Source organism: Intestinibaculum porci, from assembly GCF_003925875.1.
Lineage (GTDB): Bacteria > Bacillota_I > Bacilli_A > Erysipelotrichales > Coprobacillaceae > Intestinibaculum > Intestinibaculum porci.
The window spans coordinates 2,127,074-2,147,215 of the sequence record NZ_AP019309.1 but is presented as its reverse complement, the minus strand read 5'-3'; the positions used below and the strand labels follow the sequence as shown (position 1 = coordinate 2,147,215).

Here is a 20,142-nt window from a genome sequence, read left to right as displayed (position 1 = left end):
CGTTCCGATTGCATTTGTACTCAAAAATTTATGTGAATAAAGAAATGATATAATTGGATATGGGAAAGGAAAACTGTGATTTCTTCTTTCTTACCAGTGCTTATGTAACCAGGGGTATAATAGCATTATCAAATGTGGGTGCTCAATTCGTGCTGTTACACTGATGCAGTAAGTGATTTCTAGATGGATACGTTGAAAGGAGAAAAGTATATGAAGACTATTTACGAACTATTAAAGAGTAATGAAAATGATGAATTAGGAGAATTTAAAGAATTCAGATCTTATGCGTTTAAGGAATATCATCAATATCGACAATATTTAAAAACCTTTGGGTGATTACTATGGGGATTTTGATAAAATTATGTATCGTATGCATGCTCACTGTCCCGATGGTATTTTTGAACGTTTTTAAATCGCTCTTCATGATGTAAATAGAGGCGATATGCAGGCATTTCATGCTTTTCATAGACTCTATCTAAATGGCTATGGAGCTGCTGATTTTGTACGCTTTTTAAAACCAATTGCCAATCAAAATGACGAAATTATGCAAAACGTATGTAAAGAAGTCCTCTATCATTCACATGATATCGAAGCGGTTAAATACGCTTTAATGTTACTAAGTCTGACGAAAGTGCCAGAATCTATGAAAGAGGATATAAAACTCTTTATGGAGGGTGAAGACTTTACTTACTTTGCTTTATTAGCATTTAAAACTTTTGGTCATGTCAATCAGGAAATCATGGCATTTATTAAGAATGATGATTCCATCTATCATGAAAAACGTGATTATGGTATCAGGCTGCTTGATGTGAAAACAGCAGAAGAGCGAGAATGGCTGATGTATGAATGTCCTTATAGTTCAAGCTGTGAAGGAAAAATCTTTGCTGAGTCAGGGGCTTATTCTCTTTTAAAAAATCATACACCTTTAACTGAAAAGCAGTTTCATGCCATTGGCAGTATGCTCAATACGTATTATGAATTTGGCGTAAGTTCAATCATTGTATCCTTTGATAATTAGGTTGATTTAGTTGCGTTTTATATTGAAGAAGCCAAACGGATGACTTTAACACTCCGAGATGTCAAGAATTTGGTGGAAGTCAAAGAGGCTATTGAACGTGATGATCCAAAAATGTATCAGAAAAAATTTCAGTCATTTTTTGAAATTAAGATGATCAGAGATGCTGTGGAAGATGCCTTAGATCATGCGCGGGGATATGGCGCAGCCATCTATTAAATCTCCAGCCGAAGATGGAAAAAATCCAAAGCTTTATGATTTATTCATGAATAAACTCACTTTGGAAGCTAATTTATCAGGTCATTTCAAAAATGAGCATGTAGATTTAAGTTTATTCAAATAAGATGAAGAGCGTGGGATAGGTCTCACGCTTTTTTCGTGTGTCAAAGGATGATCTGTGGTAGAATAGTGGTAGTTTAAAAAATTAGGAGTGATCGCAATGGAACCTTCATTAGATAATAGACAATTAGAAATGCTTTTTGATATTGCAAAAGAGAAAGAAAATAATGATGTTATGGAAGAAATCTTCCGTTTGATTTCTGAGCAGGCTTACTTTCTTACCTGTGTGAACTTTAGTAAGAAGCCAGTGATTCAGAAAGATGGATCGTTATTATTGGAGAAAAATACCGACATTAAGTTTCCTCTTTTAGCAAATTCTGCTAAGGAAACGTATTATCCTGCTTTTTCATCACGGATGGAGTTGGATTTATGGAAACAGGATTTAGAAAAAACAACAGTTTTGACGTTATGTATCGATGATTATGTAGATCTTTTAAGAAATGACCCAAGTGTCAGTGGGATTGTCATTAATCCTTTTAATCAGAGTTTTATTGTCTCAAAAGAGATGTTAGAACATGTATTAGATGTTCGCCATCAAAATAAACCATTTGATAAACGACATACAATCTTACAGGATCTGCAGCGAGGACAAAAATAACGCTCATGTGAGGTGGTGATATTATGTCAAATATTCGCTTAAATCATATGTTTCGAAAGGAAATGAATTTTCGTGAACTAGGCGGCTATCGCAGTCAAAACGGCCAGCATATTAAAGAAGGGATCTTCTATCGCTGCGCGGCGTTATCAGAAATGAATGAAGAAGAACTGCGCCATATTCAGGAACTGGGCATCAAAGTGATTATCGACTTACGTTCGCATGACGAAGTCAAAGAGCATCCTGATCCAGAGATTCCTGGAATTACGAATATTCATATCTCAGCGATGCGCGATAGTGAAGGCAAAGATATTGACTTCTCACCGCAGTCGATTATTAAGATTGCCTTAAAGAAGCGGGAACGCAATGTCGCTGAAAGTACGATCGATCGCTTCTATGATTTCCTGATCTTTCATAATACGGCTTATCAGAAACTCTTTGCCTTATTATTAGATAAACAGGTCCCTATTTTATTTCATTGTACCGCCGGGAAAGATCGGACTGGTGTCGCTGCTATTCTCATTATGTTAGCGTTAGGTGTTAGTGAAGAAACAATTGAAAAAGACTATTTGCTGACAAATAAGTATCGTCATCGTTTGATTGTGAAAAAGCATAAGGCTTATCGCTTGCTTGGTCATTTTTCGAAAAATATGCGGACGCTTTTAACCTTCTCAGAAGGAGTCCTTCCTCATGGCTGCGATTTTGTCTTTGAAGAGATTAAAAGACACTATGATTCTTATGAAGAGTACTTTCTGGATAATTATGGTTTATCATCTGAGGATCTCGCAAAATTACGAGATTATTACTTAGAATAGGGAGTTGTCACAAGGATAACTCCTTTTTCATATATTTTCTAAAATAAGACGAAAAAAGTTGATAAATTCAACAAAAAATAGTTGCAATCGCTTACAGGTGAGACTATAATGGAATTAGAAAAAAGGAAATCTACATTCCTTTATACAAGATACTTTGACAAAGCTAGGATAAAGTCTAATCTTTGATAGCTAAACGATCAGGAAAAAAAGATTGCTTAACGATTTGCAAAAGGTGATCCCTCCAATAACAGTATAGACTATGGTATATAGAATTACTCTTTAATTTTTTACAGGAAACTCAATGATTTATTTTACTAGAATAAAGCCAATTGTCTATGGAACTGTTATCTGTCAATAATGATCGTGATCATCGTCGTGATTGACGAAGAAATGTTCAAAGTATCTTTTTTTCATGCTTGAAGCGTTTGATTAAACACTTCAATTTTTTGAATGTAAAGAAAATTGATATTTTATAAAAAAATAAGGTCAAAAAGCTTTTCTTTTTTCATAAAGTTGTTACAATAACCATTGTTACAAACTTATTGAGTAGGGAGAGCAAAAATGAAAAGAAAATATTTATACATCGGATTAGCTGTTCTGGTGGCCATTCTTGTGGGTATTATTGCTTACTACAACATTGCGAACAAAGATCGTTGGTATAACAATACCACTATTAACGGGATCGATGTATCGGGGTTAACTTTACAGCAGTCAAAAGATAAAATTCAAAAGTCATTAGATGGTTATACGCTCACTATTAAGGGACGTAATAATGGCACAATGACCATTGATGGCGATGACATTAACTATAAAGCAACTGTCAGCAAGAAAATCGAAAATGCCTTCAGTGATGCGCACAAAGGTATTTCTTTTCCATTTAAATCTTATTCATATTCCTTAGTGCATGATGTCACTTACAATGCCTCTAAGTTAGCGAATGTGATTAAGAAATCTGAACTTGTAAAAGGCAGTAAGACATACAAGGTCAGAGCACCTCGTCCTGTTTATATTGCTTATTCAACAAGCAAGAAGTCTTATCAGGTCAATGATGCAGAACCGGGGAATACCATTGACACTGACGGTTTGACAAAAGCCGTTGTGAAATCTTTTAAATCAGTTTCTAAGACTTTAGATATTTCTACTTCTAAATACAATTCATGTTATAAAACAGCGAAAGAAACGGCGTCTCGCTCTGAATTACAAAACCGTTTAGCTGCTTATAACAACAAAGGCTTACGTTATATTACTTGGACCATTGCGGAAGGTCATACTGAAACAATGACTCCTGATGACATTGCGAAAATGCTTTACTGGGCTAATGGCAAAGTCGCTGTTAATGATGAAAAGCTTCAGGCTTATGTGGAAAAACTGTGTTTAAAATATAAGACTGTCGGTCAGAAACGTACTTATACTTCCCATACTGGTAAAAAGTTATCAACCACTGAAGGTGACTATGGCTGGCGTGTTGATTATGCCAAAGCCATCGCACAGGCTCGTCAGGCAATGAATAAAGCTATTCCACAGGATAGCACAGATGCTTATGTCAAAGATCAGTCTGAAGATAATATCAAAGCTGTCACTTTAAAATATGACATCCCTTGGTATTCTAAATCAACTTACAAGATTAACTGGAATAACTTCAAAGATGACTGGGATCAGAAAAACTATACCGAAGTCGATTTAGGCGCTCAGATGGTTTATGTCTTTAGAAACGGTAAAGTTGCTTATAGCACACCTTGTATCTCAGGTAAACCTGTTCCTGGACGTAAAACAACGACTGGTGCATTCTTCATTAAAGAACATCAGATGAATCGTACTTTAATTGGTGAAAACTATCAGACACCAGTGAAATACTGGGTACGTATTACATGGACTGGTACGGGCTTCCACGCTGCACCATGGCAGTCATGGGGTTCATGGTCTCCATCATACTATAAATCAAGAGGTTCACATGGCTGCATCAACCTTTCTATGGGTTCAGCTGCCAAGATGTACTCAATCACTAAATATGGTGAAATGGTCTTCATGCATTATTAATTTGTAAATCTACAATAAGAAATGAAATAGAACCAAAATGAAATAAAAAGCAGAATTTGTGAAAAATCATCTACAATAAGCTTGAAATGAAAGACTAAAATCATGATTTTTAGATCTACAATAAGAAATGAAATGAAAGATTAAAAACAGTCTAATTTAAAACTTTTTAAGCAATAGATGTACACATCTCTGCTTTTTATTAGTTGTATGATATAATTTATGTAGAATGAACTGAGAGGTGATAATGTGCCTAGACCGAGAAAAGACGGTGTGAATCTGAACTTAAAAATTGATAAGCAAATATATGATGATTTAAATGATTTCAGTACCTATTCTGGACAAACAAAAACGTTCATAGTGGAAAAAGCCTTGAAGGAGTACATGACCAAATATGAACGTATGAAAGATATGTTAAAAGATGATAATGACTGATGGAATCCATAGCTATAATTGGCTATGGATATTTTTTTATAATAAGCCGTGTTGAAAAATGTTGATAAATCTACATAAAACGATTATACTACTATTAGAAAAAATCATATCTTTTTGCGGTATTTTGTAATTAATCGCAAATCAGAAATATAATCTGCCACTTTGGCCGAACCTAAATTATTTAAATCGTCAATAATAGCAACACGATTATCTAATAGCTGTGCGATGTTTATGTTTAATGCGTCTGCTATGTTTGCAGCCGTTGAAAGTTTTGGATCTGATTTACAAAGTTCAATATCCCCAATCGCTTTTAGACTGTATCCGCATTTTTTGGCAAGCTGTTCTTGTGTCATTCCAATTTGTTTACGTATGCGTCTAACGTTTTCACCGAAATGAGCTACTAGATCATTATTACTAAAGTTATCCATTAAATCCACCTATCCTTATATAAGGATCATACATGAGTTATTTTTTTTTAGAACATAACAAGAAGTAAACTACCTAAATATAAAAGAAAACTACGCGTAAATTGTATAAAAATCTACCTTAATACTAGTGAGAGGAGAATTTACATGATCGAAATTAGAAAAGGTATACGCTTAAGAGGTAAAAACGAAGACTGGAGAGTTATTAATGTATCTCAAAACAGAGTAACTGTTGTTGATCTTACTAAAGCTAGTCTAAATATTAGCCAATTGCTCTATTCTAATATTATTAAGAGCATTAAATCTAATGATTTTTACATTTTTGATGAAAATGTAATTGATTTGAATAATATAAATTTTTCGAAAGAGGCAAAAGAAAAATTTGAAAAGCGTAAAAAAGCAATGAACATGATGGAACAAATATTCGGTCCAGATTATCTTGAAATTAAGACAAGATCATCAAGCCGAATTATTAACAAGATTATCAATGAGTGTGGAATGTCAGCACCTACTTTTTGGAGGGTATTGGGAAACTATCTTAAGAGCGGGAAGAAAGATTATTCATTATATGATAAGAGTTATTTTTCTAAGTCACAAAGAAGGGGTTCAGGTGGTGGGAGAAAGCTTGAAAATGGTGATTCAGCCTTCCATAGAAATGAAGAAGATAATACTCGCATGAGAAAGTGGATGAATAAATATTTAACTGCAACTAGTAAAGAGTATACGCTTGAATACTGTTATATTAAGCTTCAGGATGAATATCGTGACAGCAATGGAAATCTCGGAGAGCCGGGCACATATCCATCTATGAGACAATTCTCATACTTTATTAATACTTATGCTACGCCCGAGCAGCTGGAGGCAAAGAAGACATCAATGTTAGAAATGAGAAATAATAAGCGACTTCTGAAAGGTGATGTCAATGAGGGTGTTTATGGACCGATGGATTTAGTTGAAATTGACGCCCATGAGGTTGATGTATCACTTGTTTCTAATAATGATTATCATCTCGTTGTAGGACGCCCTATTATCTATTACATGATTGATAGAGAAACAAGAATGATTGTTGGATTTACGGCATCTTTTGATAATAACGCAGTCATTGCAATGAATAGAGTATATGAGTGCTTAATTGATCCAAAGAGTGAGCTGCTTATGAGACATCCCAATGCTCCTAAATATGCAATTCCATATGGAATTCTTCCTGAAAGAGTGATGACTGATAATGGTTCAGATTTTGTATCTAAGGAAGCAAGAAGATGTGCTAGAGCATTAGGAATTAATTTTTGTTTTTCACCAGCAGGTGTAGCTTCTCTGAAACCGATCGTTGAACGTTCTTTTGGAACTTTTGAAAAGATGATCGATCCAATGATGCATAAAGCCGGACTTATTAAGAAGCGCCACGATTCCGATCATCACAAGAAAGCTGTATTAACAATTGATCAGTTCAGAATTATGGCTGAAGATTTCGTTTATTTTCACAACACAACCATTTGTGAAGGAATTCCTTATACAAAGGATATTTGAGTTCCGGTATTCAAAAGAAATATAAAATATAATCAGATTCGAACAGAAATATTCGAAAAAACTTATTCACAATTTTTAATTGAAAAAACTGCATTTTTAAAAGTTATTCACCGCCATGAATCTTCTCGGCGGTGATTTTTGACTGTTTCTATAAGATATTCACAAAAGGCTGGACTTCACGCCCTAGTTTTAGTCGTTCTGTCCACAAAGGCTAAAAAAATTGGAATGATAGACACCACAAGACAGTGGGCAATTTTTCCAATTTCTTTTGAATTATTGCGGGAAATCTCACTTTTCATTTATAATAAAGTTGAGTAAGTAAACATAATAAAAAGGAGACTTCCCCTATGAGTTATTATACTACAGACGTATACGAGATAAAAAGAGAAATCACCATATTCAGTTCCAAAATATCAAAAAATTTAAAAAAGGCTACGAGCAACTTCGTGCTCGATATGCAGTATGGAATAGCCAAGAAAACTTCTGTGCTTACTACCGAAATAGCTAGAGCTCTTGATGAAAGCATTAAGTTAAAAAACACATCCGAAAGACTTTGCGATAATATGGAAAACATAGAAGAAGACGAAATTGAAACGATCAAAAACAACTACTACGCCATCGTTAGAGAAAATGTCTTTATCGATAAGGATGACAAGGTTGTTGTTCTGTTTGATGACAGTGAAATCGCTAAGCCATATGGCAAAAAGTTCGAGGACCTTTGCCGTGTAAGAGATGCAAGTCAGCCCAAGACAACACTAGTTAATGGATATCATGTTTGTGAGGCGGTGGCGCTCTCTTCAAACAATAAACAGCCGATACCATTATATAGCTACATCTATTCTACTGATTCTAATGGACATAAGTCTATGCCTGATGAAACGATTAAATCACTTGACGCAATGAAAACCATACTTAAGCATCCTATTTCAGGCATTTTTGATAGAGGATATGATTCAAATACCTTCTTTAAATATTTTGCAGAACACCCGGATGATGACTTTGTCATTAGACTTAAGGGTAATAGAAATGTAATCGTTAAGGGTCATGAGGTTTTGGTTTCAAAAATGGCGGAAGATCGAAAAGGAAAGGTTAATATGACGCTGTTCTTTGAAAGTGAAAACAAGGAAGTTAAGCTGTCCCATACAAGAGTGGGACTCCCATGCATTGAAGGCAGCAAAAAGGCATATACAATAATTTTCTGCTACGGACTATCAGAAGAAGAACCACTTTTACTCATCACAAACAGACATGTTAATGATAAGAAGGATGTAATAACAATAGTTAGAGAATATTTTTATCGCTGGCGAATTGAGGAAAATTTCCGACACACTAAGTCTGAATATGATTGGGAAAATATGCGTGTAAGAACGCTTAAAAAAATGAATGTGCTGAACCTCATGCTTATGATCAGAGTCGGGCATGTAGCGCTAATGGCAAACAAGGTTGATGAAAGCCTCCTGGCGATAAAAATGATTGAAAGAAGTAAATCGCTTAGAGCTGATGTGTGCGTATGGATCTATCAGATCACTAGGGGGATAAAGGAAGCCCTAGCATATGCCCAAAAGGGAATTCAACGCTTTAAGCGTATAGAGAAACGAAAACCTAGCAGGCAGCTTGAAATTTGGGAGTTTCTTTAGGAAAACAGCAAATACGTAGCTTAAAAGGTGCTAAAAAAGCAGTAAAGTTTTTAAGTACGCAAAATTAACAAGTTAGCTTGGCAATATCCTAAATTAATGGTTTAGGGCCACATATACATAAATTATATAGCACGAAATTATTTTGAGGTTGAAAATCAACATTAAAATACCGGAACTCAAAAAAGGATATGATTGACTATGGAATTAAACAAACCCCTTGCGATACCTGGCGTCACTGTGTAGAAAATAAAGGGCAGCATCCAAGACAAATTGAAGATTTCGATGCATTTCGTATTGCTCTTTACAAACATAAAAAAGCTTCAATTACTCGCTATGGTATTCTTGTTGATACGATGAAATATATTGATTTAAGAAACCGAAAACTTGAAGAAATGTGTTTTCTTAATGAAAGAGAAAAAATTGAAGTCGCTATTAACCCAGCTACAGTTAATTATATTTATTACTTTCTTGATGGCGTATGGTCTCGTGCATGGCTTAATCCTGATCTTAAGAGTCAGGCATCATTCATTAATATGTCTGTCGCGGAAGCGGAAGCTTATCGAAAGAAAATGGCTGTACAAAAGAGAGAAGCACTTCAGGAAAAGCGTAACCAGAAATCTGAATTTTATCAAAAACATGAGAAAACTATTCTGGATGCAAAACGTGAACATTCTGGCAAAGAAAATGATACGAAGCATATCAAAACAGCCAGAGAAAAAGAAAAGCTTATTGAACAAAAGAAACTTGGTCAGAAGAATATTGCTGCTGACAGCAATTATGATGGTAATGAAAAAACAAATTCAAATGACTTAAACAAGCCTTTAGATGAAAATACAGTATCTGATGAAAATACGTTTATTGATAAAGGTCCAACATTAGATGATGCTGATGACAGTACGTCATTTGACGATGATTATATGAAATATATGGAAGATCTTTAAGAGAGGTGTAAATATATGGAAGAAAGAAAATATACGACACCTGAGATGCAGTATGCATTTCAAGAGACATCTGGTTATTCAATTGTTTCAGCAGAATATATTCAATGTGAAGGAAAAGCAAAAGGGAATCCTCTTATTGAGGCTCTTCCCCCGCTTCTTAATGAAGAAGGAAGAAAGGCTACCTTTAATCATGGTGTTATTCTTCCTGAAAATCTTGATGAAATGAGTTTGCAGCAGAAGCTTGATTCACTTGAATGCTTACTAGATTTTAGAACAGAGTTGCCAATGGATAGCAAGTTTGAATACCACTTCCATAAGGCTATTCGAGAAAGTTATCTTAAACGGGAAACTATGCACAGCAGCCAGTCTAACATAAAAGTGCATACAGGTGATGGTGTGATTGAACAAAATCAAAAGTTAATTCCAACAAATATGTCAGAACCCGTTGAAGGAATTTCAATAACAGGCATAGGAGGATCAGGAAAATCTACATCAGTTAATGCAGTGCTTGATCTTTATCCGCAGACAATTATTCATAATATGGGAACGGTTGATCAGTTTGTTCAGATACCTTATCTGATTGTTAACATTCATCCTGATTATAACATTGGAAGTGTGTATGAGGCTATTGGTGAAGCAATTGACCGTGCATTGAGGAATTTAACTCCTTATTATGAAAACGAGGTTTTTAAGGCAAAGAAACTAGGAGATAAAGAACGGCTGATTAAGAACTATATTAATGTATTTCATGTTGGAGCATTGATACTGGACGAAATTCAAATGTTAAGTTTAAAGACAACTAAGCGCGGTTATAGCATTAGCAATTTTCTGGTGTTAGCTAATGAAACATCGGTAGCTCTTGTGGCAATTGGAACCAGAGAAGCTTTTCTTAGACTTTTTGATGATCCTCATAATGCCAGACGTTTTGCCCATAATATAAATTCAGAAGTATATGTGGAAAATAAAAGGGCATTTGAGTTTATTCTAAGAAGACTTTGGAATTATCGCTATTTTACAAATCCCGTAAATCCATCTGCTAAAATCATTGATGCAATGTACGAAGAAACGCATGGAATAATAAATATGCTGATGATTTTATGGGCATACATTCAGACGCAGTATATGTTAAAGCCAACTGAAATCACAGCTGATTTTATAAAAAAATGTAGCAATCGGTCAATGGACTTATTGAAATTATCAATTGATTGCTATGATTATAAAAAAGAATCTATAAGCATGAAAAAGGCTGTTAACCAGATGATTGCTGCAATTTCCGAAAGAGGTCATGCAGGCAACGATGTGGGAGAAATTGTTGATGTGGCAAGAACACAGGCTTATGTTGAGGAAAAGATCCTTGAACTTTATCCCGAAGTTTCCAAAAAGGCTATATTTAATTCTTTTACAAGAGCATTAAAACTTTCTGGAGGAAAATTTACATCTGATAGCGCTGCAGTAAGAGAAACTTTGAAGGCTATTAGTGAAATGCAGAAGATTCATATGGCAACATCTCAAAATAACGTTCATTCGCTTATTGAAGAAATAAATAGTGAGGAAGTGATTTTTAAATGATCATGACTTTTATATCACCTGTTGAAGATGAAACATTTTATTCATTTATGAGCAGATTAGCAGAAGCTAATGGAACAAATTATCAGCACCTGTCAAAGTATCTTGATGTAGCTGGAAGCTATGATCTGATAAAACATGAAACGATGACTATTTTGAATAAAATAGAATTCCCATTGCCAGCAGATGAGATTCTCATGAAGCATACATTATTTCCGTTAATTGCTCCATTATTTAATGACATAACACAAACAATGTGGATTAATGGATTTGAAAGAAAAAGACATAAGTTTCCTAAGATGATACCTTTGATTAGAAATCATTACAATGGCACAAACATTTGCCCTATTTGCCTAAAAGAAGATTTAACTACTTATAATAGGCCTTTATTTAGGAGAAGTCACCAGGCACCTGGTGTAACAGCATGCTGGAAACATGGTGTTAAACTGGTTGCTTATGGTACAGAAGATATGCATGTTACAAGAGCTTCAGATTTTGAACTAAACTTTGCAAATTTCTGCCATGAGTTGCTGAAAACAGATTTACATTGTAATTTTCAGGATATTACATTTTATCTTAGAGAAATAATTGAAACAAAATTTGTAAATAAAAAAGATTGTATCTCTTTGATTGAGCATACTATCCCTGATGGAATGCTGACAGGCCCTGCTGAAAAAATTCTTAATAGAGTAATCTTTAAAAGTAGTACCGGGACAACTGCTCCTTTAAATATTCTTTTGTTTGAATTTGTCTTATCTACGGTTTCAAATATACGAAATCGGTTTGAATCTGAAAAATGTCATTTAAATGTAAGCAAAGATTATGAAGTTTTAAAAAGTTATGGATTATTTTCAGTGGTTCAGCATAACTGTGGTGAACGATTCCTCGCAACTGAATATGGTTTTAATGCTGGCTGGCAATGTCCTCATTGTGAAAATGCGAGAAATGATGAAGAAAAGTTCATTGAGGTTGCTGAAAATGTTAATCCTGATTACAAGATTTGCTCTGAATATTTAGGACCGCAAAAGTTTATTGAAGTGAAACATAAGTGTGGATTAATACATCACATTCGCGCAAAATACATGCTGGAAGAACGTGTATGCGAATGTGAAAAGGGTCCAACTTTAAGTGAAATGAAAAGTCTTGTTGAACAGAACGATTTCAAACTGCTTTCCGCTGAAAAAACCACTAGTAGATCAACAACGGTATTGAAGATAAAACATACTAAGTGTGGACATATTTTCTTTAAAACAATGTCTAATTTTCAAAGAAGCCCATATTGTTCCTACTGCAGAAGCATTGGTTTCTCAGTTGCTATTCTTGATTTAACTATTAATAACACTGACGAATATAAAAAAGCAGTCGCTGATCTCACAGGAGATGATTATACTGTTCTGACAGGGATTAGCACTTCAGGTCAGGAAAATGTTAAAATCAGATGTAATAAGTGTAAAAAAATAATTGTTATGCCTGCTAGAGACTTCCTGGTTGGTCGCCGCTGTCCGTGTGAAAAGAACCCTTATGGAGATGAATTTCCTGAATTTGTCCTTGAAGCTTCAAAAAATCTATATCATGTTCGTTCAAAAGAAGCCAAAAACAGTTTTGATGTATTTAATAGTGATGGAAAAGTAGTACTGGAAAATGTAAGTAAACTGCTTATACTATCTGAGCTGCGTCGACCAACACAATCAAAAGTTTTACCGCTTCCTGATGATGTTAGAAAAAAGGTGAAAGATGTGCCAATAGGAATTCTTCCATATATTCGAAATACCATTGCAGAAAACCCGAGTGCTGACTATACTGCCGAAAGTCTATCAAATGAAAATTATTCTATATACGATCTTAATATGAAACTCTCTTTTCTACAGCGTCGTGGTGAGCTATACAGAGTTAGTGAAGGTGTTTATCATGATGTAAATGATCCTGATTTTGACAAAAAGAGAATAATGCCAGAAAAAACATTTGAAATACGAGATTTATTATGGATTCTTGTGAAAGATAGAAATGATTCTTACACAATTTCTGAGCTTTCTGATTTGACTGGATATTCTGTTTCACAAATTGGAACCGCGTTAGTAAGTCTTGATCATCTTAAACGCATTCACCGCGTGGCTATGGGTACGTATGTTACAGGGGCTGGTAAAGATTTTGTTACTGTTCCAGATCAGGTTCTTGAATATGTAAAAGAAAACTTAAGTGAAGGTGAATTCACTGCATCAGATATTAATATTCCTGATTTAACAAGGCAACAGATAACCGATGCCTTAAAAAAATTTCCACAGAAAGGATTGGCGAAGAGAATTAAAACAGGTGTTTATATGTATACCGGTAAGGATAGAATCCGTGAGAAAACAATGGAAGACACTGTTATGGACGTAATAAATAAAGACATTGTCCGTGATTATACGCTCAAGGATTTTGAGTTTCTGGATAAACCAAAGAATCAGTTGAGTTCAATTTTATCTCGGCTTGTACGAAAAGGATATCTTTATAGAGTAAGCAAAGGTGTTTTTCATAGTACTGAAGATGTCAAGGAGGAGTAGATATGGCACGAAAACCTAGTAAAGCAACGAAAATTTCTAAAGGTTATGGCCGCGGCAACGGTAAAGACTATTCAGCATGGGAACATGCAAATGAACACCCTAATGGTGCTGGCACAAGAGTTCAGGCGGTTGACTGGAAAACTGGAAGAACCGTTGATTTGCTTTCTCAGGGAGAATACAGGGTATGGTTATGGCTTCGCTTCAATGACGATGTGGTTGATATTAATGAGCAGTATCCATTAGATAAAAATGAAACAGACTATATCGCCTCACTGCTTGGAGTTGGCTATTCAAAAAATCCAAATTATATTATGTCAACGGATTTCCTTGTTACATATAGTGATGGACATAAGGAAGCAATCTCGGTAAAGCCTAATAAGAAAGCACTAGAGAACAAAAGAAAGTTTAATAATACCTGCATTGAAAAGGTCTACTGGGAAAATCATGGAATTAAGTTTCGTATGGCATACAGTGATAACATTGATCGAAGAATAACAGATAATATCAGACTTGTAACCAGATACTATGATCCTGATAGTGTTATCGATAATATAACCGCAATGAAGCATTTGATTGCAACAAAGCGGTTTGCCATTGAGCTTAATCAAATCATTGATTATAAAGCATTAGCAGAATCTATTATTAACGATGAAATTATGAATAAAATTGAGAAAGAAAAACAAATGAATAAGCGTAAAAAATTAGTTGATGATATTTTTGGAAAATGAGACTTATTTATAACAAAAGGGCAGGAACATAAACTCCTGTCTCTTTTAATCACAATAGCTATGTATCATTTTATCTTAAAATATTTCATTATGAAATGCCGAAGTAAATATATTTATCCACAAGGCAAGAAACGATAAGAACATATGATAAAATATTCAATGACATAAGAAACAAATCACAATAGTTAATCAATCATGTTATAATAAAATTACTACGGAGGTTAAAAATGGATATCAGTACAGCAGAAGAATTTGAATTAAATTTAAAAAATATGAACAAGTCAGTATTAAATATTCTTTTGAAGGATATGACCATGGAGCGAAATATTATCTTCGCAACTGATGTCTATGCCTCTTTAGGCTATAAAGATACCGATGAAATCACCAAAGATCGTATTTTCTGTTATGCTCTTAACTGTACGGCAAACATCAAATTCATCAATGTCGTTATCGAAAGAAATACAAACATCAGATAGAAAAGAAAGCTGATTTGTGATACCATATGTTTGTGTATTTTTTGAATAACTGATCATATAAATATTATACACCAAAAAAGGGAGCTGAATTCATAATTCAGTTCCCTTTTTTGATATAATCAGGACTGTTATAACGTTTTGATCATCAAACTTCACTTTTTATCATTGTGATAGTTATTTCTTAATGTTACAGCCCCTTTTAACATATATCGTTGTGATATGATAAAGATGATCATCTTTAAATGCGATTAAAAGGTAAATCAGAACAGAGTGCTTATGAGTTATAATAATTATAATGACATTTTTTTAGTTCCAGACATAGTATAGTCAATGCCAGCAACAGTTAAGATACATTTCCCTTTAAAGTTCATATAGGTATCAGTGTATGATGAAACTGATACAGATGGATGAGAATAACCTGTTGCTCCATATGATCCAGAGCAACTTGTAATAACAGGCTTATCGTATCCATTGCAATGTGATTTATTAGATTTATCTAATTTAAAATATACGTTTACATAGAAATCAATACTGGCATTTAAAGCGTATGAGTTGACAGGATAAGAAGTCCCTTTACAAATAATATTTGCCCGATAGGTTTTAAAATAAGAATAACTTGTTGGTCTTGCCCGTCTTGGAATTTTAGGATTTTGGTCATATCTAGAATCATAAACAACTTGACAATATTCTGGATGCAAATCAATTGAACTGATATTTGATAAATTATTGTTATAAGCTTTTAATAAAACACTATTTTCTTTGGCAGAAGATTTTGTAATCGATAAACATAAAAGCAGCGTGCTGCACAGTAAAATAACAGTAACTTTTTTAAACATATTATTTTTTTCCTTTCTTTCTTTTTACTCTCATAAAGATATCAATGATAACAGCTATTAAAACAAGTAAAGTGATCAAGCCCATTCCTAACATGAAACTTGGTGAATAACTTTCTTTCTGATGATTTGTTAAATAATAATAGGTATCAATCACAATTAAAGCACCAACCACAATTAAACCAAGGTAAGTCATGGCAACACCCATGGATTGCCCGGCCTTCGTTAACTCTTTGGTCCGCTTAGGATCGTAGTAGCTTTTTTTCTGAGACATAGAGTTCCCTTCTTTCTTTAATAAATAATCAAAATATAAACCTTGTTTAAGCACTCAATAATTACCTTAATCTACTTAAAGTATAATTGATTTTATTTCAATTTACAATAAATTGGTGCCCAACGGTCATTTTTGGTGCCCAACGGTCACGATTTATTGATTTTTTTTTAAATTGTATGAAATATTATGAAAGCCCAATAAAGAGGAGTATAATAGGAATATGGCAAGAGTCTAAAAAGAAAGCGTTAGTCAGATCGGATAATACGACAGAAAGTATACAATGTTTAGAAAAGTATAAAAAATGGCTTGGATTTATTGACAGCTTTAAAGTAAAAGTATATAGCAATGTCAACAACCGATGAGACAAATACATTGAAGGGAAGTAGTAAAAGCGAAGGACATGCTGACGACGTTTTGAACTCATCCCGGAGTGGAGCACTGAAATTGCAGTAGGTAGCTACGGAACTTGCGACCGTTATCACGCTAGAGTATAACTTTTTCGAAAGCGTACTCGATAAGGTTGGCATCGTGAGGTGTCAATAAACTGAGGTGGAACCACGAAGCATATCTCTCGTCCTCTTGCTATAGTATATGTAGTAGAGACGAGAGATTTTTTATAAGGTTGGAAAGGAGAACAAAGAGAAATGATGAATTATCAGAAGTACAAGAGATTTGAAACCATCAGTCTGCCAGATCGTACCTGGCCAGACAAACATATCGAGAAAGCGCCAATCTGGTGCTCAGTCGATTTACGTGATGGGAACCAGGCTCTTGTCACACCAATGAAGATCGAAGAAAAGGTAGAGATGTTTCAGACTTTGGTAGACTTAGGCTTCAAAGAAATTGAAGTTGGTTTTCCAAGTGCCAGTCAGATTGAATATGATTTCTTACGATTATTAATTGAGGAACATCTGATTCCTGATGATGTCACAGTTCAGGTATTAACGCAGTGTCGTGAACACCTGATTCGGAGAACCTTCGAGGCCTTAAAAGGATTGGATAAAGCGATTTATGAAAGGTGGCAGATGTATTATCCATCCCAGATTTAAGAAATCAGCTGATGAGCAGGCAAAAAGAACAAAGTCGAAGGCTGAGGTTTTTTTCCGCAGGCTACGCATGTGAACGTCGTAAGAGAAATGTGTGATCTGCTGGAAAAGGAAAATCCGGGATGCTTTGATGACGATAGCAAAACGTTCATTGATCTTTACATGAAATCAGGACTGTACCCGGCTGAGATTGTCAGAAGGCTTTATGCGAGTCCTAAGATGAAGCAGAAGTATCCTGATGACAGTGAGCGTCTTCAGCATATCTTTTCTAAACAGGTTTATGGGCTGGCACCAACTTCGATTATTTACAGGATTGCCATGAACTTTATCTTCGGCTTCGATACTAGTCATGAAATGGATCGTTCACCGGTCTATAATGGCTTCTGGTATAAACAAACTGAATGATATGCTGTGCTCACAGGCGTTCAGCTTAAATATCATCGCTTTTGATGATGGCTTAGTTTTCCTTTATATGTACTGAAATCGTTTGTGGATTTTGAATTTGCACCAGAAATCAAAATTTTAATGATAAATTTCCTTTTCTGGGCGTTTCACAAACACTTTGATAAGTTCTTGTGAAAATGCATGAAATGAAAATAACGTTGATTTTATCGTATAAAAATAAAGTTCAAAGTACGAAAAGTACATTATTTTAGGTGATGTACTTTTCAAATAATGATGGTTATATCGACGTAATTTTGATTTTTTGAAAAGTCGCTATTTTTTCAGAAAAGTCATTAAGTTAAAGGAAAACTGATGATCTCGGTCATTAAGCCGTGGGATGAAAGCCGCTAATTTGTAAATGTAAAATTATTTTACAACAATCAGCACCACTGTGCAAATGATGCTTTAATATTTTAAATTTTAAATTTTTTGCAAACGCGAGATATTCTTAATTTTTTATTAAAAATGACCATTAGGAACCAAAAATGACCGTTCGCACCCATTTTATTGCTTTTTATTTAAATATTAATTAAAATGTAAGTAGAAAGAGATTTAGATTCATCATTTTAATCTAAGGAGGTTGATTTTATGATTATTTTAATTTTTATCATTATCATTCTTGTAGCTCTTATTGCAATTGCGCTTTATCTTCATTTTTCTAAAAAGCCAGAACCGGCTTATGATCCTGAACGAGTTAAATTAGAAAGAGAGAATGAAGAGAGAATTGCGAAAGCAAGAATGGAGGCTGACCGTCAGGCTACCAGAAATTTTTTTAAATGAATTTTTAAGTTGAATCAATTAGGTCTCTAGCTAGAGACCTTTTGAAAACATTTGAATTATCATAAGCCATTAAAGTACTCCCTTATCACATTAATTGAAAAGATAATTGATATGAAAAAAATCTGGAATATAATATGTCATCATCAAGAACATTATCGCTATCTGAAATCACTTATGATGTTGATTACAATCGTTTTTTACTTCTATTTGATGAGCTTTACGAAACATACTATAATAGTAGCGACGATTGCCCTTATTATTTGTATCATACAAATATACTTAATTGATTATGTCTTTTATCTTCTTGACGAACATGATCACTAATGAAATATGATTGAAGAGCGTTAAAAAATGGCGCTTTAAAGTAGCATAGGCTATCCAGTTTTTTGGGGTTTTTCAAACCGTAGGGTTTGCACCTCCCCACGAAAACTTATAGGCCTTTGGAGTAAATAAAACTCCCACTATACTGAGCGCATTGTTAGCGAAGACTCACAGTCTGAGAAATCTGGCTGATGGGTCTTCGCTATTATCCTGGCTGTTTTGATGATGATTCAAAGACGTTCATTGATCTCTATATGAAATCAGGATTGTACCCGGCTGAAATTGTCAGAAGGCTTTATACGAGCACTAAGATGAAGCAAAAGTATCGTGATGATAATGCTCGCCTGCAGCACATTTTCTCAAAGCAGGTTTACGGATTAGCGCCAACTTCCATCATTTACAGAATCGCCATGAACTTTATCTTCGGCTTTAATGCTGGTCATAAAATGGATCGCTCACACTTTAAACTGTGCAATACGCTTCCTTATGCCGAAATGGATGCTGGAAGAAAAACTTGAAGAACTGTTTGGAAAGGAAAATTAATAATTGCAAAAGGAATTATTTATGTGATGTCAACGGTTGTTCCTGGAAATTAAAATAGGAAAAACATGATCTGAAAGCTTTGAAAATAGAATGTGGATGGATATATTGGAAAAATAAAGATGGTGGTTCGATCGATATCTATAAAAACAAATGAAAAATTATTGAAATACGGTCTAGTAAAATGTTTCTATTTCAACTTTATTGTAGATTTACACATGTTGATTTATAATTCTATTTCATTTGAATTGTAACTGCATATTTAATACTTTAATATTGTATTTTATTCCTTATTGTAGGAAACAATACAAAAGTAAGGAAAAGTGGCAGTTTTATTTCATCCCTTATTGTAGAGTGACATAATTGTCAATCTACAATAAGAAATGAAATAGAACTAAAATGAAATGAAAAGCAGAGCTCAATGATCTAAGCTCTGCTTTTTTTTAGAATAAAGGACTTTACAATAAGAAATAAAATAATATTTTAAAAGTGAGGCGGCGTTTGAAAACGCTGTCTCATTTAACTAATCTTAGTAAAAAAGGAATTCCAAAATAATAGAATATGATAATTTATGAATTATATAACCTTATAATATTATTAAAATAAGGGTAAAGCAGTTAATCAGCTTTGTGCACGACTTTTTCATAAAATCTTAATATAGAATTTACTTTGGCAAATTTGTGGTGCTTTGATCAATGAAAATATAGTTATGCACATAGCGTGCATAACATCTAAAAATATGAAAATGATAAAAATAAAAAGCAGGCAGTTAGTAGGAATGCAAGAGATTGGACATTCCTTTTTTACAGACGAAGTGATAAAATAAAG

General features: G+C 34.1%; 20 protein-coding genes and 1 pseudogene. 18 read left to right on the top strand and 3 right to left on the bottom strand.

Translation table 11 applies throughout. The annotated features are described in order from the left end of the window. The first annotated feature begins 210 nt into the window (after window positions 1-210). From SG0102_RS15860 to SG0102_RS10375, 7 genes are all read left to right on the top strand, one after another. Window positions 211-336 (top strand): hypothetical protein, encoded by a 126-nt coding sequence (locus SG0102_RS15860; RefSeq protein ID WP_269461194.1) that lies wholly within the window; start codon window positions 211-213, stop codon window positions 334-336. A 106-nt stretch (window positions 337-442) separates the two neighbouring features. Then, on the top strand, window positions 443-1,018 hold the full coding sequence (locus SG0102_RS10395; RefSeq protein ID WP_125119859.1) for a hypothetical protein: 576 nt from the start codon (window positions 443-445) through the stop codon (window positions 1,016-1,018). Between the two features lie 39 nt (window positions 1,019-1,057). After that, complete coding sequence (locus SG0102_RS15375) at window positions 1,058-1,234, top strand: hypothetical protein (RefSeq protein WP_157983026.1); 177 nt, start codon at window positions 1,058-1,060, stop codon at window positions 1,232-1,234. A 220-nt stretch (window positions 1,235-1,454) separates the two neighbouring features. Beyond that, window positions 1,455-1,952, top strand: coding sequence for an SseB family protein (locus SG0102_RS10390; protein ID WP_125119858.1), 498 nt, complete (start codon window positions 1,455-1,457; stop codon window positions 1,950-1,952). Between the two features lie 23 nt (window positions 1,953-1,975). Then, complete coding sequence (locus tag SG0102_RS10385; RefSeq protein WP_125119857.1) at window positions 1,976-2,764, top strand: tyrosine-protein phosphatase; 789 nt, start codon at window positions 1,976-1,978, stop codon at window positions 2,762-2,764. A gap of 561 nt (window positions 2,765-3,325) precedes the next feature. Beyond that, window positions 3,326-4,801, top strand: a complete 1,476-nt coding sequence (locus SG0102_RS10380) for a L,D-transpeptidase (protein WP_125119856.1) — start codon at window positions 3,326-3,328, stop codon at window positions 4,799-4,801. A gap of 246 nt (window positions 4,802-5,047) precedes the next feature. Continuing rightward, window positions 5,048-5,233: a hypothetical protein gene (locus SG0102_RS10375; protein ID WP_125119855.1), complete on the top strand. Its 186-nt coding sequence runs from the start codon at window positions 5,048-5,050 to the stop codon at window positions 5,231-5,233. A gap of 104 nt (window positions 5,234-5,337) precedes the next feature. Here SG0102_RS10375 and SG0102_RS10370 read toward each other — a convergent pair whose 3' ends face one another. Beyond that, a complete protein-coding gene (locus tag SG0102_RS10370; protein ID WP_125119854.1) occupies window positions 5,338-5,661 on the bottom strand; it encodes a helix-turn-helix domain-containing protein in 324 nt (107 codons plus the stop codon). A 144-nt stretch (window positions 5,662-5,805) separates the two neighbouring features. Between SG0102_RS10370 and SG0102_RS10365 the strand changes: the two genes are divergently transcribed. The 7 genes from SG0102_RS10365 to SG0102_RS10335 all read left to right on the top strand — a co-directional run bounded on the left by SG0102_RS10365 (window position 5,806) and on the right by SG0102_RS10335 (window position 15,076). Next, the gene (locus SG0102_RS10365) at window positions 5,806-7,185 is read left to right on the top strand and encodes an integrase catalytic domain-containing protein (RefSeq protein WP_125119853.1); all 1,380 of its coding nucleotides are present in this window, start codon (window positions 5,806-5,808) and stop codon (window positions 7,183-7,185) included. Between the two features lie 347 nt (window positions 7,186-7,532). Next, window positions 7,533-8,822 (top strand): transposase, encoded by a 1,290-nt coding sequence (locus SG0102_RS10360; protein ID WP_125119852.1) that lies wholly within the window; start codon window positions 7,533-7,535, stop codon window positions 8,820-8,822. A gap of 188 nt (window positions 8,823-9,010) precedes the next feature. Next, the gene (locus SG0102_RS10355; RefSeq protein ID WP_125119851.1) at window positions 9,011-9,763 is read left to right on the top strand and encodes a hypothetical protein; all 753 of its coding nucleotides are present in this window, start codon (window positions 9,011-9,013) and stop codon (window positions 9,761-9,763) included. Between the two features lie 15 nt (window positions 9,764-9,778). Further along, window positions 9,779-11,332 carry an ATP-binding protein gene (locus SG0102_RS10350; RefSeq protein ID WP_125119850.1) on the top strand — a complete coding sequence of 518 codons (1,554 nt, stop codon included), beginning with the start codon at window positions 9,779-9,781 and terminating at the stop codon, window positions 11,330-11,332. After that, the gene (locus SG0102_RS10345) at window positions 11,329-13,872 is read left to right on the top strand and encodes a TniQ family protein (protein WP_125119849.1); all 2,544 of its coding nucleotides are present in this window, start codon (window positions 11,329-11,331) and stop codon (window positions 13,870-13,872) included. Before SG0102_RS10350 ends, SG0102_RS10345 begins: the two co-directional genes overlap by 4 nt. A gap of 2 nt (window positions 13,873-13,874) precedes the next feature. Continuing rightward, entirely contained in the window at window positions 13,875-14,600 is a 726-nt protein-coding gene (locus SG0102_RS10340; RefSeq protein ID WP_125119848.1) for a TnsA endonuclease N-terminal domain-containing protein, read from the top strand. A 227-nt stretch (window positions 14,601-14,827) separates the two neighbouring features. Beyond that, window positions 14,828-15,076, top strand: coding sequence for a hypothetical protein (locus SG0102_RS10335; protein ID WP_125119847.1), 249 nt, complete (start codon window positions 14,828-14,830; stop codon window positions 15,074-15,076). 290 nt (window positions 15,077-15,366) lie between these two features. On the opposite strand, the gene SG0102_RS10330 is transcribed toward SG0102_RS10335, so the two are convergent. Both SG0102_RS10330 and SG0102_RS10325 read right to left on the bottom strand, forming a co-directional pair. Next, entirely contained in the window at window positions 15,367-15,912 is a 546-nt protein-coding gene (locus SG0102_RS10330) for a hypothetical protein (protein ID WP_125119846.1), read from the bottom strand. Between the two features lies 1 nt (window position 15,913). After that, window positions 15,914-16,183: a hypothetical protein gene (locus SG0102_RS10325; protein WP_125119845.1), complete on the bottom strand. Its 270-nt coding sequence runs from the start codon at window positions 16,181-16,183 to the stop codon at window positions 15,914-15,916. Between the two features lie 644 nt (window positions 16,184-16,827). Here SG0102_RS10325 and SG0102_RS10320 point away from each other — a divergent pair. From SG0102_RS10320 to SG0102_RS10305, 4 genes and pseudogenes are all read left to right on the top strand, one after another. Further along, window positions 16,828-17,193 (top strand): annotated as a pseudogene (locus SG0102_RS10320) (2-isopropylmalate synthase); the annotation flags it as partial. A gap of 108 nt (window positions 17,194-17,301) precedes the next feature. Beyond that, window positions 17,302-17,634, top strand: coding sequence for a hypothetical protein (locus SG0102_RS10315; protein WP_197715036.1), 333 nt, complete (start codon window positions 17,302-17,304; stop codon window positions 17,632-17,634). A gap of 627 nt (window positions 17,635-18,261) precedes the next feature. Further along, window positions 18,262-18,453: a hypothetical protein gene (locus SG0102_RS10310; RefSeq protein ID WP_125119447.1), complete on the top strand. Its 192-nt coding sequence runs from the start codon at window positions 18,262-18,264 to the stop codon at window positions 18,451-18,453. 512 nt (window positions 18,454-18,965) lie between these two features. Then, on the top strand, window positions 18,966-19,292 hold the full coding sequence (locus SG0102_RS10305; RefSeq protein WP_179951168.1) for a hypothetical protein: 327 nt from the start codon (window positions 18,966-18,968) through the stop codon (window positions 19,290-19,292). Window positions 19,293-20,142 lie beyond the last annotated feature (850 nt).